This window comes from Pseudomonas sp. CFBP13508, assembly GCF_005233515.1.
Taxonomy (GTDB): Bacteria; Pseudomonadota; Gammaproteobacteria; order Pseudomonadales; family Pseudomonadaceae; genus Aquipseudomonas; species Aquipseudomonas mercuritolerans.
In genome coordinates this window covers 181,302-196,553 of sequence record NZ_QFZZ01000010.1, presented here as the reverse complement: position 1 = coordinate 196,553, position 15,252 = coordinate 181,302, and the positions used below count along the sequence as shown (strand labels likewise).

12 protein-coding genes are annotated in these 15,252 nt (G+C 60.4%); 9 read left to right on the top strand and 3 right to left on the bottom strand.

Features of this window, described 5'->3' with window-relative positions; genetic code table 11:
• Positions 1 to 177: 177 nt before the first annotated feature.
• A complete protein-coding gene (locus tag PspCFBP13508_RS24400) occupies positions 178 to 1,671 on the bottom strand; it encodes a CoA-acylating methylmalonate-semialdehyde dehydrogenase (protein ID WP_103306253.1) in 1,494 nt (497 codons plus the stop codon).
• A gap of 76 nt (positions 1,672 to 1,747) precedes the next feature.
• Positions 1,748 to 3,097, bottom strand: coding sequence for an aspartate aminotransferase family protein (locus PspCFBP13508_RS24395; RefSeq protein ID WP_130911423.1), 1,350 nt, complete (start codon positions 3,095 to 3,097; stop codon positions 1,748 to 1,750).
• A gap of 137 nt (positions 3,098 to 3,234) precedes the next feature.
• On the opposite strand from PspCFBP13508_RS24395, the gene PspCFBP13508_RS24390 reads away from it, so the two are divergent.
• From PspCFBP13508_RS24390 to PspCFBP13508_RS24350, 9 genes are all read left to right on the top strand, one after another.
• On the top strand, positions 3,235 to 4,155 hold the full coding sequence (locus PspCFBP13508_RS24390) for a LysR family transcriptional regulator (protein ID WP_016771807.1): 921 nt from the start codon (positions 3,235 to 3,237) through the stop codon (positions 4,153 to 4,155).
• Positions 4,156 to 4,283: 128 nt separating this feature from the next.
• The gene (locus PspCFBP13508_RS24385; protein WP_137215928.1) at positions 4,284 to 5,672 is read left to right on the top strand and encodes a nucleobase:cation symporter-2 family protein; all 1,389 of its coding nucleotides are present in this window, start codon (positions 4,284 to 4,286) and stop codon (positions 5,670 to 5,672) included.
• An 88-nt stretch (positions 5,673 to 5,760) separates the two neighbouring features.
• Positions 5,761 to 6,411, top strand: a complete 651-nt coding sequence (locus PspCFBP13508_RS24380) for a TetR/AcrR family transcriptional regulator (RefSeq protein WP_024011475.1) — start codon at positions 5,761 to 5,763, stop codon at positions 6,409 to 6,411.
• A gap of 7 nt (positions 6,412 to 6,418) precedes the next feature.
• A complete protein-coding gene (locus tag PspCFBP13508_RS24375; RefSeq protein WP_016771810.1) occupies positions 6,419 to 7,000 on the top strand; it encodes a YigZ family protein in 582 nt (193 codons plus the stop codon).
• A 613-nt stretch (positions 7,001 to 7,613) separates the two neighbouring features.
• On the top strand, positions 7,614 to 9,161 hold the full coding sequence (locus PspCFBP13508_RS24370; protein WP_137215927.1) for an ABC transporter ATP-binding protein: 1,548 nt from the start codon (positions 7,614 to 7,616) through the stop codon (positions 9,159 to 9,161).
• 12 nt (positions 9,162 to 9,173) lie between these two features.
• Positions 9,174 to 10,280, top strand: a complete 1,107-nt coding sequence (locus PspCFBP13508_RS24365) for an ABC transporter permease (RefSeq protein WP_137215926.1) — start codon at positions 9,174 to 9,176, stop codon at positions 10,278 to 10,280.
• Positions 10,280 to 11,206, top strand: a complete 927-nt coding sequence (locus PspCFBP13508_RS24360) for an ABC transporter permease (protein WP_137215924.1) — start codon at positions 10,280 to 10,282, stop codon at positions 11,204 to 11,206. The genes PspCFBP13508_RS24365 and PspCFBP13508_RS24360 overlap by 1 nt, the downstream gene beginning before the upstream one ends.
• A gap of 276 nt (positions 11,207 to 11,482) precedes the next feature.
• Positions 11,483 to 12,169, top strand: a complete 687-nt coding sequence (locus tag PspCFBP13508_RS24355; protein WP_039764086.1) for an SDR family oxidoreductase — start codon at positions 11,483 to 11,485, stop codon at positions 12,167 to 12,169.
• A 257-nt stretch (positions 12,170 to 12,426) separates the two neighbouring features.
• Positions 12,427 to 13,785 (top strand): 8-oxoguanine deaminase, encoded by a 1,359-nt coding sequence (locus PspCFBP13508_RS24350; protein ID WP_137215923.1) that lies wholly within the window; start codon positions 12,427 to 12,429, stop codon positions 13,783 to 13,785.
• A gap of 124 nt (positions 13,786 to 13,909) precedes the next feature.
• Here the strand turns inward: PspCFBP13508_RS24350 and PspCFBP13508_RS24345 are convergent, their stop codons facing one another.
• A complete protein-coding gene (locus PspCFBP13508_RS24345) occupies positions 13,910 to 15,001 on the bottom strand; it encodes a calcium:proton antiporter (protein ID WP_130912899.1) in 1,092 nt (363 codons plus the stop codon).
• Positions 15,002 to 15,252 lie beyond the last annotated feature (251 nt).

Here is a 15,252-nt window from a genome sequence, read left to right as displayed (position 1 = left end):
CGTAACTCTTTGAATCTCAAGGAGTTTTCCGTTTCGACTGCGCCGGAAGTGGGGCGAATTATAGACCTCTGGAATCTGCCGTCAACACCTATTTTCATATTTCTGTCATATCGGTCAAAAAGCCCCGAAAACGCGAAGGCCGACCTATCAAGGTCGGCCTTTTGCATATCCAGCTACTTACAAGCTAGGGAATGCGAACTGCGAAGCTTCATGGCTCGCACGCTGCGGCCAGCGCTGGGTGATCGCCTTGCGACGGGTATAGAAGCGCACCCCATCCGGGCCATACGCATGCAGGTCGCCAAACAGCGAACGCTTCCAGCCGCCGAAGCTGTGATAAGCCACCGGCACCGGCAGCGGCACGTTGACGCCGACCATGCCGACTTCGATCTCATCGCAGAACAGCCGCGCCGCTTCGCCGTCACGGGTGAAGATGCAGGTGCCGTTGCCGTATTCGTGATCATTGATCAGTTGCATCGCCTCTTCCAGGCTGTTCACCCGCACCACGCACAGCACCGGCCCGAAGATCTCTTCTTTATAGATGCGCATCTCTGGAGTGACGTTGTCGAACAGGCAGCCACCGAGGAAGAAGCCTTCTTCATGCCCGGCAACGCTCAAACCACGACCATCGACCACCAGGGTCGCGCCCGCCGCCACACCGTCATCCACATAACCGCTGACCTTGTCACGCGCCTGACCGGTAACCAACGGCCCCATGTCCAGACCGCACGAGGTACCCGCGCCGATTTTCAGCGCTTTGATCTGTGGAACCAGTTTCGCCACCAGCGCGTCCGCGACCTGATCGCCAACACACACGGCCACCGAGATGGCCATGCAGCGTTCGCCGCAGGAACCGTAGGCCGCGCCCATCAGTGCACTGACCGCATTGTCCAGATCGGCATCCGGCATCAGCACCGCGTGGTTCTTCGCGCCGCCCAGTGCCTGCACGCGTTTGCCGCGCTTGGTGCCTTCGGCGTAGATGTATTCGGCAATCGGTGTCGAACCGACGAAGCTCAGCGCTTTGACTTCCGGCGCTTCGATCAACGCGTCCACCGCCGTCTTGTCACCATGGACCACACTCATCACGCCTTTCGGCAGCCCGGCTTCCAGCAGCAGTTGAGCGATCAGCAGCGTCGAGCTTGGATCGCGCTCGGATGGCTTGAGGATGAAGCAATTGCCGCAGACGATCGCCAGCGGGTACATCCAAAGCGGCACCATGGCCGGGAAGTTGAACGGGGTGATACCGGCAACAATCCCCAGTGGCTGGAAGTCCGACCAGGCATCGATGTTCGGGCCGACGTTGCGGCTGTACTCGCCCTTGAGGATTTCCGGGGCGGCGCAGGCGAACTCGACGTTCTCGATACCGCGCTTCAATTCACCGGCAGCGTCTTCCAGGGTCTTGCCGTGCTCTTCGCTGATCAGTTGCGAGATGCGCGCTTCGTTCTGCTCCAGCAATTGCTTGAAACGGAACATCACTTGGGCGCGTTTGGCCGGCGGCGTATTGCGCCAGGCCGGGAACGCGGCCTTGGCGGCATCGATGGCTTTCTGAATGGTGGCCTGGCTGGCCAATGGCAGTTTGTGGATCGCCTGGCCGGTAGACGGGTTGAACACATCCACCGCGCGACCGTTCTCGGTCACCAGTTCGCCATTGATCAAATGCGGGATAACACTCATCGAACACTCCTGAATTCTTGTCCACGGGCACCCGCAAAGGAGCGCCCGTTTGTGTAGGTATATATAGAGGGAAAAATCAGTCGAGCTTGTTCAGCACTTCGCCGACCGCGTCGAACAGACGATCGAGGTCTTGCGGCTTGCTGTTGAAGGTTGGGCCGAACTGCAGGGTGTCGCCGCCGAAGCGCACGTAGAACCCGGCTTTCCACAAGGCCATGCCCGCTTCGAAAGGACGCACGATGGCATCACCGTCACGCCCGGCAATCTGGATCGCGCCGGCCAGGCCGTAGTTACGGATGTCGATCACGTTCTTCGAGCCTTTCAGACCGTGCAACGCGTTTTCAAAATGCGGCGCGACTTCGGCGACGCTCTGCACCAGGTGTTCCTTTTGCAGCAGATCGAGTGCTGCGAGGCCGGCGGCACAAGCCACCGGGTGCGCCGAATAGGTGTAGCCATGGGGAAATTCCACGGCGTATTCCGGCGTCGGCTGGTTCATGAAAGTCTGGTAGATCTCGGAGCTGGCAATCACCGCGCCCATCGGGATCGCGCCGTTGGTGACTTGCTTGGCGATACACATCAGGTCTGGAGTCACGCCAAAGCTGTCGGCGCCAAACATCGAACCGGTGCGACCGAATCCGGTGATCACTTCGTCAAACACCAGCAGGATGTTGTGCTGATCGCAGATCTCGCGCAGACGCTTGAGGTAACCCTGCGGCGGAACCAATACCCCGGCAGAGCCGGCCATCGGCTCAACGAACACCGCAGCGATGTTGGAAGCGTCGTGCAGTTCGATCAACTTGAGCAGCTCATCGGCCAAAGCAATACCGCCCTGCTCCGGCATGCCACGGGAAAAGGCATTGCTCGCCAGCAACGTGTGCGGCAGGTGATCGACATCCATCATTGCCTGACCGAACAGCTTGCGGTTGCCGTTGACGCCGCCGAGGCTGGTGCCGGCGATGTTCACACCGTGGTAGCCACGGGCACGGCCGATCATTTTGGTCTTGGTCGCCTGACCTTTCAGGCGCCAATAGGCACGGACCATTTTCACTGCGGTATCGGCGCATTCGGAGCCGGAGTCGGTGAAGAACACGTGGTTCAGATTGCCCGGCGTCAGCTCGGTGATTTTCTCAGCCAGCTGGAAAGACAGAGGATGGCCGTACTGGAAGCCCGGCGAGTAATCGAGGGTGCCCAGTTGTTTGGAAACGGCTTCCTGAATTTCCTTGCGGGTGTGCCCGGCGCCGCAGGTCCACAGACCGGACAGCGAGTCGTAGATCTTGCGGCCCTTGTCATCGAACAGCCAACTGCCTTCGGCACCGACGATCAGACGCGGGTCGCGCTGAAAGTTGCGGTTGGCGGTGTACGGCATCCAGTGCGCGTCCAGCTTCAGTTGGCTGGCCAGTGGCGACGGCGCGTTTTCAGGCATGTTCATCGGGCAAAACCTCGCAGGGCATAAGCGTCAGGGAGATGGAAAGCGTTGTTGCAGTTAAATTGCCACGGCGATAAAGTCGGTGAAATCCAACTCTTCTAACCTTCAGTTAGATCATCGCTAAACAAAGAGAACAAAAAATGAGCAGCCGCCGCGCCGATCCACTGGCCCAGGTCAGTGATTTTGATATTCGCCTGCTGCGGATTTTTCGCAGTGTCGTGGAGTGTGGCGGCTTCTCCGCAGCGGAAACCGTGCTCGGCATCGGGCGCTCGGCGATCAGCCAGCAGATGAGCGATCTGGAACAGCGCCTCGGCTTGCGCTTGTGCCAGCGTGGCCGGGCCGGATTTTCGCTGACCGAGGAAGGTCGTGAGGTGTATCAGTCGGCACTACAGCTGTTGAGTGCACTGGAGAGTTTTCGCACCGAGGTCAACGGTCTGCATCAACACTTGCGCGGTGAATTGATCATCGGCCTGACCGATAATCTGGTCACCCTGCCGCACATGCGCATCACCCACGCCCTCGCGCAGTTGAAGGAACGCGGGCCGGATGTGCAGATCCAGATTCGCATGATTGCGCCGAACGAAGTCGAACAAGGTGTGCTCGACGGGCGCCTGCACGTTGGCGTGGTGCCGCAGGCCAGCGCCTTGTCGGGACTGGAATATCAGCCGTTGTATAGCGAGCGTTCGCTGCTGTATTGCGCGGTGGGTCATCCGCTGTTTTATGTCGACGACAAGCAACTCGATGATCAACGCCTCGACAGTCAGGATGCGATTGCGCCGACCTTTCGTTTGCCGGCAGAGATTCAGGCGCACTACCAAGCGCTCAACTGCACCGCCAGTGCCTCTGACCGTGAGGGCATGGCGTTTCTGATTCTGACCGGGCGCTACATCGGTTACCTGCCGGATCACTACGCCAATCTTTGGGTACAGCAGGGGCGCTTGCGTGCGCTCAAGGCCGGCACGCGTTTTTACGATTTGAGTCTGGCATCGGTCACGCGCAAGGGGCGGCGCCCTCATTTGGTGCTGGAAAGCTTTTTGGAGAGTCTGGCGGCTACGCGCTGAAAGCAAGATCAAAAGATCGCAGCCTTCGGCAGCTCCTACCTTTGGGAGTCGTTGCTTCAGAAAGTTGAGCAAGTGGACAGGTTTTTGCAGTGAAGGGCTGACTCGTCCTTCAACAAGAAGCCAAAACCATGCAGCCAGATTCCGATTCGTCCAGTGAACTGATCTACGGCCTCAACGACCGCCCCAAACCACTCGCCGCCATTCTCGCCGCACTGCAACATGTGCTCGCCAGTTTCGTTGGCATCATCACCCCGCCGCTGGTCATCGGCTCGGCGCTCGGGCTGACCGCGCATCTGCCGTACCTGATCAGCATGGCGCTGATGGTCTCGGGCGTCGGCACCTTTATCCAGGCGCGGCGACCGTTCGGCATTGGCGCGGGGATGATCTGTCTGCAAGGCACCAGTTTCGCGTTTCTCGGTGCGGTGCTGTCGGCCGGGTTTCTGGTCAAGCAGCGCGGCGGCAGCCCGGAAGATATCCTGGCGATGATTTTCGGCGTGTGCTTTTTCGGCGCAATCGTGCAGATCGTGCTCAGCCGTTTCATCGGTCAGTTGCGCCGAGTGGTGACACCGCTGGTGACCGGCATCGTCATCACGCTGATCGGCATCAGCCTGATCAAGGTCGGCATCACCGATCTGGGTGGCGGCTTCAACGCGCCGGACTTCGGCGCGCCGGGCAATCTGGCCTTGGGCGTGTTTGTGTTGCTGACGATCATTCTGCTCAATCGCTCGAATACGCCGTGGGTGCGCTTGTCGGCAATCATCATCGGTTTGGTGCTCGGCAGCTTGGCCGCGTGGCTCAGTGGGAAACTGGTACCGCAGCCGTTGCCTGACTTGCCACTGGTGAGTTTTCCTACGCCATTCAAGTTCGGATTCAACTTCGACTGGACGGCTTTCCTGCCGGTCGCTCTGATTTACCTGATCAGCACCATCGAAACCGTCGGCGACCTCACCGCCAATTGCATGCTTGCCCGCCAACCGATCAGCGGCCCTTCTTATATAAGCCGCTTGCGCGGTGGCGTGCTCGGTGATGGTGTCAGTTGCATGATCGCGGCGACTTTCAGCGCTTTCCCCAACACAACGTTCGCGCAGAACAACGGCGTGATCCAATTGACCGGCGTTGCCAGCCGCTACGTCGGTCTATACATCGGCGCGATTCTGTTCTGCCTCGGCCTGTTCCCGATGATCGGCGCGGTGCTGCAACAGATCCCGAAACCGGTGCTGGGCGGTGCGACGCTGGTGATGTTCGGCGCAGTGGCGGCGGCGGGCGTGCGCATTCTCGCGCAGTCGCCGCTGGACCGGCGCAGCATGTTGATCATCGCCACTTCGTTCGGCGTCGGCCTCGGCATCGCCGCGCAACCGAACCTGCTGCACCTGCTGCCGAAACTGGTGCAGAACCTGTTCGACTCGGCGATCACAAGCGGCGGGCTGACGGCAATCGTCCTGTGTCTGTTGTTGCCGGAAGGCAAAACCGCTGAGGCAAAAAGCCCCGCGTCATTGAACAAGATCGAACAGGCGTAACTGTTTTTCCGCGCAAAGACTTGTCGGATGCCTGTGGGTGCGCTATCAACGCAACTGGTTGCACCCACAGACAATCCCGGAAGTGCCTATGACCTTTGAAGTCCCAGCCCACGGCGGCAAACCCGCCAGCCGCATTCGTCAGAAGAACGAAGAGACCATTCTCAAAGCCGCCGAAGACGAGTTCGCCCGTCACGGGTTCAAAGGCACCAGCATGAACACCATCGCGCAGAATGCCGGGCTGCCCAAGGCCAACCTGCATTACTACTTCACCAACAAGCTCGGTTTGTATGTGGCGGTGCTGAGCAACATCATCGAGTTGTGGGACAGCACCTTCAACACCCTCACTGCCGAGGATGACCCGGCCGAAGCGCTGACCCGCTACATCCGCGCGAAGATGGAATTCTCCCGGCGCCAGCCACAGGCTTCGCGCATCTTCGCCATGGAAGTGATCAGCGGCGGCGAATGCCTGAGCGAATATTTCAATCAGGACTACCGCGCCTGGTTCACCGGGCGCGCGGCGGTGTTTCAGGCATGGATCGATGCCGGCAAGATGGACCCGGTCGATCCGGTGCACCTGATCTTCCTGCTGTGGGGCAGCACCCAGCATTATGCCGACTTCGCCACGCAGATTTGCCGCGTCACCGGGCGCAGCAAGTTGACCAAGCAGGACATGGAAGACGCCGGCAACAACCTGATCCGCATCATTCTCAAAGGCTGCGGCCTCACTCCTTCTCTATAAGACGTTTATGCCTTTCACCCTCAGCGGTTTTTGCGAGTACCGCGAAGAGATTCGCAAAAGCCGCTTTATCACTCTGGCGACGCCGATCAGCAGCCCCGCCGATGCGCAGGCGTTTTTCGAGCAGCACAGCGATTTGAATGCCACGCACAATTGCTGGGCGTGGAAACTCGGCGCGCAATACCGCAGCACTGACGATGGCGAACCCGGCGGCACCGCCGGACGCCCTATTCTGGCGGCGATCGAAGCGCAGGACTGCGATCAGGTCGCGGTGCTGGTGATTCGCTGGTACGGCGGCATTCAACTGGGCACCGGCGGTTTGGCCCGGGCCTATGGCGGTGGCGCCAACAAGTGCCTGCAAGCGGCGCAGAAAGTCGAGCTGATCAGCCGCGTGTCGCTGAGTTGCGCCTGCGGATTTGCCGAGTTGGCGCTGGTGAAGTTGCGCGTGGCCGATCTCGGTGGATTGGTGGTGGAGGAAATCTTCACGGCCAATGGGGTTGAGTTGAAATTGGCGGTAGGAGAAGCGCAGATCGAAATGCTGCAAAGTCAGTTGGCGGATCTGAGCCGTGGGCGGATTTTGTTGCAGCGTTGAGAGTGGAAGATCAAAAGATCGCAGCCTTCGGCAGCTCCTACAGGGGGATCGCATTCCAATTGTAGGAGCTGCCGAAGGCTGCGATCTTTTTGGGGCATCACTCGTACTTTCATAAACTCACGACTTGCCCACACCTGCTGTGCACCCGACTGTGGATAACCTGAGCACACACCGCTGTAACCCTTCTGTCATGCGGCTTTGCGCGATTTGTTCAATTTTCGTTCAATTGACCCGACGAAAGGGAAATCCAACGTAAAAACAAACAGTTATCTTCGTTTATCACCATTAGAACAAAGCATCGCAGTGCTTATGCCCACCCTCGGCGCTTGCGCACAATTACTGTGGAGCAACCTGTGGATAAGCCGTTCATGACCGCCGCAGCCGCTGGATCTGTCTGGCTCTCAGGCAGTTGCTCGTTTTTTAACCAACTGCAAGCGGGCAAAACTGGAGCCTGTTCAATGGCTTTGCGCTGAATTGGTGCTCGATAGAAAGACAAAACACCCGCCAATGCGCTGCTGTCGGCACTTGCGGACTGGCTCCGCAAGCGTTCCTGACTCAATGGCCAGGAAATTGCTTTATCCACAGGCACAACTCCAAGTCAGTCGAGCCTGTCATGTCCATCGCCCCTCCCCCGCCGCGCCTGCAACTGCGCCAGATCAGCAAACGCTACCCCGGTTGTCTGGCCAACGACGCCATCGACCTGAGCATCGCGCCGGGTGAGATCCATGCCCTGCTCGGTGAAAACGGCGCGGGCAAAAGTACGTTGATGAAGATCATTTACGGGGTCACCCAGTGCGACAGCGGTGAAATGCTCTGGCAGGGGCAGCGCGTGCAGATGCGCAATCCGGCGCAGGCGCGGCAGTTGGGCATTGGCATGGTGTTCCAGCATTTCTCGCTGTTCGAAACCCTCAGCGTCGCGCAGAACATTGCCTTGGCGATGGGCGCGGCGGCCGGCACGCCGAAGCAACTGGAGCCGAAGATTCGCGAAGTATCGCGGCGTTACGGCATGGCGCTGGAACCGGAGCGACTTGTCCACAGCCTGTCGATCGGCGAGCGCCAGCGGGTGGAAATCATCCGTTGCCTGATGCAGGACATCCGCCTGCTGATTCTCGACGAGCCGACCTCAGTACTGACGCCGCAAGAGGCGGACGAATTGTTCATCACCCTGCGTCGCCTCGCCGATGAGGGCTGCAGCATTCTGTTCATCAGCCACAAGCTCGGTGAAGTGCGCGCCTTGTGCCACAGCGCCACGGTGCTGCGCGGCGGTCGGGTAGCCGGGCATTGCCTGCCGGCGCAATGTACGGATCAGCAACTGGCACAACTGATGGTCGGCGAAGCGGCGGGATTGATTGGCGAGTATCCGAAGGTCAGCGGTGGCGCGGCGTTTCTGCAGGTGCAGGGTTTGAGCTGGCACAACCCGGATCCGTTCGGTTGCTCGCTGACCGACATCGATCTGCAAGTGCGCAGCGGTGAAATCGTCGGCATCGCCGGGGTCGCGGGCAATGGTCAGGATGAATTGCTCGCCCTGCTCAGCGGCGAACAGCCCTTGCCGCGCGCGCAGGCGGCGACCCTTCGCTTCGCGGAGAAAAACGTTGCCGATCTGCGCCCGGACGCGCGGCGCAAACTCGGTCTGGCCTTCGTGCCGGCCGAACGCCTTGGCCACGGCGCGGTGCCGGAGTTGAGTCTGGCCGACAACGCCCTGCTCAGTGCTTTTCAGCACGGACTGGTGAGCCACGGGTTGATTCAACGAAGCAAAGTCGAAGCCCTCGCGCAGCAGATCATCCAGCGTTTCGGCGTGAAGACCCCGGACACGCAAACCGCTGCGCGCAGCCTGTCCGGCGGCAACTTGCAGAAATTCATCCTCGGCCGGGAAATTCTTCAGCAACCGAAACTGCTGATCGCCGCGCACCCGACTTGGGGTGTCGACGTCGGTGCCGCCGCCACCATCCATCGCGCCTTGATCGCCCTGCGCGATGCCGGCGCGGCGATTCTGGTGATTTCCGAAGACCTCGATGAGCTGTTCCAGATCAGCGATCGTCTCGGCGCGCTGTGCGGCGGGCGTCTGTCGGCACTGCAAGACACCGGCCTTACACAACTGAGCGATGTCGGCGCGTGGATGGCCGGCCAGTTCGATCACTCACCCCGCACCGCCTCGGTTTAACGGAGTTTCAACATGCTGCTTTCCCTCGAACCCCGTGGCCAGCAATCGCGCTTGATGCTGTGGTGCTCGCCGTTATTGGCGGCGGCGCTGACCCTCGGCTGCGGCTCGCTGTTGTTCATCGCGCTGGGCCACGACCCACTGCAAACCTTGCACACGCTGCTGATCGCGCCCGTCAGCGATTTGTATGGCGTGTCTGAATTGCTGGTCAAGGCGCTGCCGATTCTACTCTGCGCACTCGGCCTGGCCGTGGCCTATCAGGCGCGGATCTGGAACATCGGCGCCGAAGGCCAACTTCTACTTGGCGCCTTGGCCGGCAGTGCTCTGGCAGTGAACGTTATCGACATGCAAAGTCGCTGGGCGCTGGTGCTGATTCTGCTGACCGGGACGCTGGCGGGCGCCGCATGGGCCGGGCTCACCGCATGGCTGCGCACGCGCTTCAACGCCAACGAAATCCTCACCAGCATCATGCTCAACTACATCGCGCTGAACCTGCTGCTGTTCTGCGTGCACGGGCCGTTGAAAGATCCGGCGGGCTTCAATTTTCCCGAGTCGGCGATGTTCGGCGACGCTAGTCGTTTGCCGCTGCTGTTGGAGGACGGCCGCGTGCATGCCGGCGTGTATTTCGCCCTGCTCGCGCTGGTTGTGGTGTGGGTGTTGTTGCAGAAAAGCTTTATCGGCTTCCAGATCAAAGTGCTCGGGCTGGACAAGCGTGCGGCAGGTTTTGTCGGCTTTCGCGAGAAGCGCCTGATCTGGCTGGCGCTGTTGATCAGCGGTGGTCTGGCCGGGCTCGCCGGGGTCTGCGAAGTGACCGGGCCGATCGGCCAATTGGTGCCCCAAGTGTCGCCGGGCTATGGCTACGCAGCGATCACCGTGGCGTTCCTCGGACGGTTGAATCCGATCGGCATTCTGTTCTCCAGTCTGCTCATGGCGCTGCTGTACATCGGCGGCGAGAGCGCGCAGATGTCGCTCAATCTGCCGCAAGCGATCACCCAATTGTTCCAGGGCATGATGCTGTTTTTCCTGCTCGCCTGTGACGTGCTGATTCTCTATCGGCCACGCCTGAAACTGCGCTGGACCCGGCGCGCCTCGACCCCTGCCGTAACCGCCGGAGCGCTGTGATGGATATCGATCTGCTGAGCAATATTTTCTATGCCATGGTCCGCTGCGGCACGCCGCTGCTGCTGGTGGCATTGGGTGAGTTGATCTGCGAGAAAAGCGGCGTCCTCAACCTCGGCCAGGAAGGCATGATGCTGTTCGGTGCGGTGATCGGTTTTATCGTCGCGCTGAACAGCGGCCACCTGTGGCTGGGTGTGCTGCTGGCGATGTTGGCCGGGATGTTGTTGTCGTCACTGTTTGCCCTGGTCGCGCTGGTGTTCAACGCCAATCAGGTCGCCACCGGGCTGGCGCTGACGATCTTCGGCGTGGGCCTGTCGACATTTGTCGGCGCGGCCTGGGTGGGTAAGCCGCTGGCAGGTTTCGAGCCTTTGGCGATTCCGTATCTGAGTGAGATCCCGCTGATCGGGCGGATGCTGTTTGCCCAGGATCTGCTGGTGTATCTGTCGTTCGCGCTGTTTGCGCTGGTGGCGTGGGTGATCATCAAAAGTCGTGTCGGCCTGATCATTCAAGCGGTCGGTGAAAACCCGGATGCGGCCAGCGCCATGGGCTTGCCGGTGCTGACCGTACGCACGTTGGGGGTGTTGTTCGGCGGAGCCATGGCCGGGCTGGCCGGGGCTTATCTGTCGCTGGCATACACGCCGATGTGGGCGGAAAACATGACCGCCGGGCGCGGCTGGATTGCCCTGGCGCTGGTGGTGTTTGCCAGTTGGCGGGTGTGGCGTTTGCTGCTCGGGGCGTATCTGTTCGGCCTTGCCAGCATCCTGCATTTGGTGGCGCAGGGGCTGGGACTGGCGATTCCTTCAAGCCTGCTGGCGATGCTGCCGTATGTGGCGACGATTTTGGTGCTGGTGTTGCTCTCCCGCGATGCCGTGCGCACTCGGTTGTATGCGCCGGTTTCGTTGGGGCAGCCGTGGCAATCGGGACACTGATCGTTGTCAGAGCGGGCCTCTTCGCGAGCAGGCTCGCTCCCACGGGGGATCTGAGTGAACGCGGGCAAATGTGGGAGCGAGCCTGCTCGCGAAGGCGTCCGCACCGGCAACACCTGGACCACGACCCACAACTATTTCTGATCAAACACCCTCGAGAAACTCAAGAAGCCTGGAGTATGCTCCGGGGTCAAAGCCTGTTTTCGCCAAGCGCTGCAACTGTGGCGCGGTCAGGCGTGTCCATTGAATCCTGAATGCTGACTTTCAAGGAAACCCATCATGTCTCAGGCAAAAAACGCACTGATCATCGGCGCCTCCCGCGGCTTGGGCCTCGGTCTGGTGAAGACTCTGCTGGGCGATGGCTGGCAGGTCACCGCGACGGTGCGCAATCCGCAGAAGGCCGAGGCGCTGCAAGCGCTGGGTGACGTGCGCATCGAGAAGCTCGACATGGATGATCAGCAAGCGGTGATCGCTCTGAGCCAGAAGCTCAAGGGCGAAACCTTTGATCTGTTGTTCGTCAACGCCGGGGTCAAAGGCCCGGACGTGCAGACCCCGGGCGGCGCGACCCTGGCCGAGGTCGGGCAACTGTTTTTCACCAACGCGGTGGCGCCGATCAATCTGGCCCAGCGTTTCGTCGGGCAGATCCGCGACGGCAGCGGCGTGCTGGCGTTCATGAGTTCGGTGCTCGGCAGCGTGACCATGCCCGACGCGCCGGAGCTGGCGTTGTACAAGGCGAGCAAAGCGGCGCTGAATTCGATGACCAACAGTTTTGTCACGCAACTGGGTGAACAGAAACTCACCGTACTGTCGTTGCACCCGGGCTGGGTGAAGACCGACATGGGTGGCGAAGGTGCTGACTTGGATGTAGAGACCAGCACTCGCGGGCTGATCGATCAGGTCAATGCGTTTACCGGCAAGGGCGGGCATCACTTCGTCAATTACAAGGGTGAAACGATTGCCTGGTAAGCACTGAAAATCCCGATGTGGGAGCGAGCCTGCTCGCGAATACGATCTGTCAGGTAAATCTGTATCGACTGACATGACGCCTTCGCGAGCAGGCTCGCTCCCACAGGGGGATGATGGTGAATGGTCGGGTGGCGCTTGCCCGGCGCTGCGATTTGTTTGAAACTGCGCGCCTCGTCCTTCGCGGCGACCCTGGATCAGCAGACAGGGCAACACTGAGCTGGCAACCCTGAACCCAACTTTCAGAGGAGCCGGCCACAATGCCTGCGACCCGTACCTGGTTAAAAAATCCCCTCGCCATTTTCACCTCCAACGAGCTTGATGCCCGTGGCGGTCTAGTCGTGCAAGACGGTGTCATCGTCGAAGTCCTCGCTGCCGGTCAGCAGCCGTCGGCGCCGTGCAATGAAGTGTTCGATGCCCGCGAGCATGTGGTCCTGCCGGGCCTGATCAACACTCACCATCACTTCTATCAAACCCTGACCCGCGCTTGGGCGCCGGTGGTCAATCAACCGCTCTTTCCGTGGCTGAAAACCCTGTACCCGGTATGGGCGAGGCTGACCCCGGAAAAACTCGCCCTCGCCACCAAAGTGGCGCTGGCCGAATTGCTGCTCTCCGGTTGCACCACCGCTGCCGACCATCACTATCTGTTCCCGGATGGTCTGGAAAACGCCATCGACGTGCAGGTCGAAACGGTGCGTGAACTGGGTATGCGCGCCATGCTCACGCGCGGCTCGATGAGCCTTGGCGAGAAGGACGGCGGCCTGCCTCCGCAACAAACGGTGCAGGAAGGTCAGGTGATTCTCGACGACAGCCAGCGGCTGATTCACGAGTATCACGAGCGTGGCGACGGCGCGCAGATCCAGATCGCCCTGGCGCCATGTTCGCCATTTTCGGTGACCCCGGAAATCATGTCGGCCAGCGCTGATCTGGCGAACAAACTCGATGTGCGTCTGCACACCCATCTCGCTGAAACCCTTGATGAAGAAGACTTCTGCCTGCAACGTTTCGGTCTGCGCACCGTCGATTATCTGGACAGCGTCGGCTGGCTCGGCCCACGTACCTGGCTGGCCCACGGCATCCATTTCAACCCCGACGAAATCGCCCGCCTCGGCCAGGCCGGTACCGGCATCTGCCACTGCCCAAGCTCGAACATGCGCCTGGCGTCCGGCATCTGCCCGAGCATCGAGCTGACCGACGCCGGCGCGCTGTTCGGTCTTGGCGTCGACGGTTCGGCGTCCAACGATGCCTCGAACATGATCCTCGAAGCGCGTCAGGCCCTGTACATCCAGCGCCTGCGTTACGGCGCCGAAAAGATCACCCCGGAGCGCGTGCTGGGCTGGGCGACCAAAGGTTCGGCGAGCCTGCTCGGTCGCACTGACATCGGCGAAATCGCCGTCGGCAAACAGGCGGATCTCGCGTTGTTCAAGCTCGATGAACTGCGTTTCTCCGGTAGCCATGATCCGATTTCGGCGCTGTTGTTGTGCGGCGCGGATCGGGCGGATCGAGTGATGATTGGCGGCAAGTGGCGTGTGGTTGGTGGTCAGGTTGAAGGGTTGGATCTGAAAGGGCTGATTGCCGATCACAGTCAAGCCGCTCGCCAACTGATCGCCGGGACCTGACTCACCGCCGTTCAAAACTGTGGGAGCGAGCCTGCTCGCGAAGAAGGAGTGTCAGACAACATGTTTGTTGGATGACACACCGTTTTCGCGAGCAGGCTCGCTCCCACATGGGTATCTGTCAGCCCTAAAGGCCCAGTAGCGACAGCATGATGAACGTGGCAAACAGTACAAAGTGCGTCATCCCCTCAATGGCGTTGGTCTCGCCGTCATTGAGGTTGATCGCGCTGACGATCAGGGTGATGAAGATCATCACCGTTTGCACTGGGGTCATCGCCATTTGAAACGGCTGGCCGGTGTACAGCGCCATCGCTTCCATCACCGGTACGGTCAGAATCACCGTCGACAGTGACGCGCCCATCGCAATGTTGACCACCGACTGCATGCGATTGGCCAGTGCCGCACGCAGTGCGGTGAGAATCTCCGGCGCGGCGGAAATCGCTGCCACCAGAATCGCCGTGATCACCGGCGGCGCGCCCGTGCCTTCCAGGCCCAGATCGAGAGTCTTGGACATCACCTCGGCCAGTGCGCCGATGATCACTACCCCCGACACCAGAATGCCGATCGACAGCGCCAGGCTTACCGGCTTCGGCTCCTGCTCGACCGGCTCCTTCTTGCGCCGTTTGTCCGGATAGCTGTAGCTGAAAAAGTAACTGTGCGGGCCGACCTGCATGCGCAGGAACAGCGCGTAGAGCACCATCATCGCGCCAATGGTGAACGCCGAATACATCTTCCAGTTGGCCTCGGGAATGAACTCCGGGACCACCATCGACACGCCCATCGCAGTGAGGATCATCACGCTGTAGCTGCGCGCCGAATCGTCGTTGTAGGACTGCTCGCCGTGTTTGATCCCGCCCATCAAAGCGGCGAGGCCGAGGATGCCGTTGATGTCGAGCATGACCGCTGAATAGATCGTGTCGCGCACCAGCGTCGCCGAGGCCTCGTTGCTCATCATGATCGCCAGGATCACCACTTCGACCAGCACCGCCGAGAGCGTGAGGATCATCGTGCCATAGGGGTCGCCGACCTTTTCCGCGAGCAGTTCGGCGTGATGAGCGACGCGCATCGAAGCGGCGACGATAAAGGCGATCAGCAGCAGGCCGCCGCCCAGCGCGACGATCTGGCCGCTGTGCAGCATCCAATGTTCCAGTGGATAAGCGACGCACGCGGCAAGGACTGCCAGCAGCAGGAAGCTTTCTTGTTTGAGGATCGAGAGCATGACGGGCCTTTTGCCGAAAAGAGCTGATGAAGCTACTGACTGCCGCGCGGCGCTAACGTTTCGTTACATCTTTGCGCACCACGCGATGGCAGCTGGATTCAGGCATGCACTTTTATTGGCCTTGCCGGCCTCTTCGCGAGCAGGCTCGCTCCCACATTGAAATGCGTCCCTGTGGGAGCGAGCCTGCTCGCGAAGGCCGCGCCGCGTTTTCAAATGTGTTTGTTGTCCTGTTGGTCAGCAATTTGCATTGG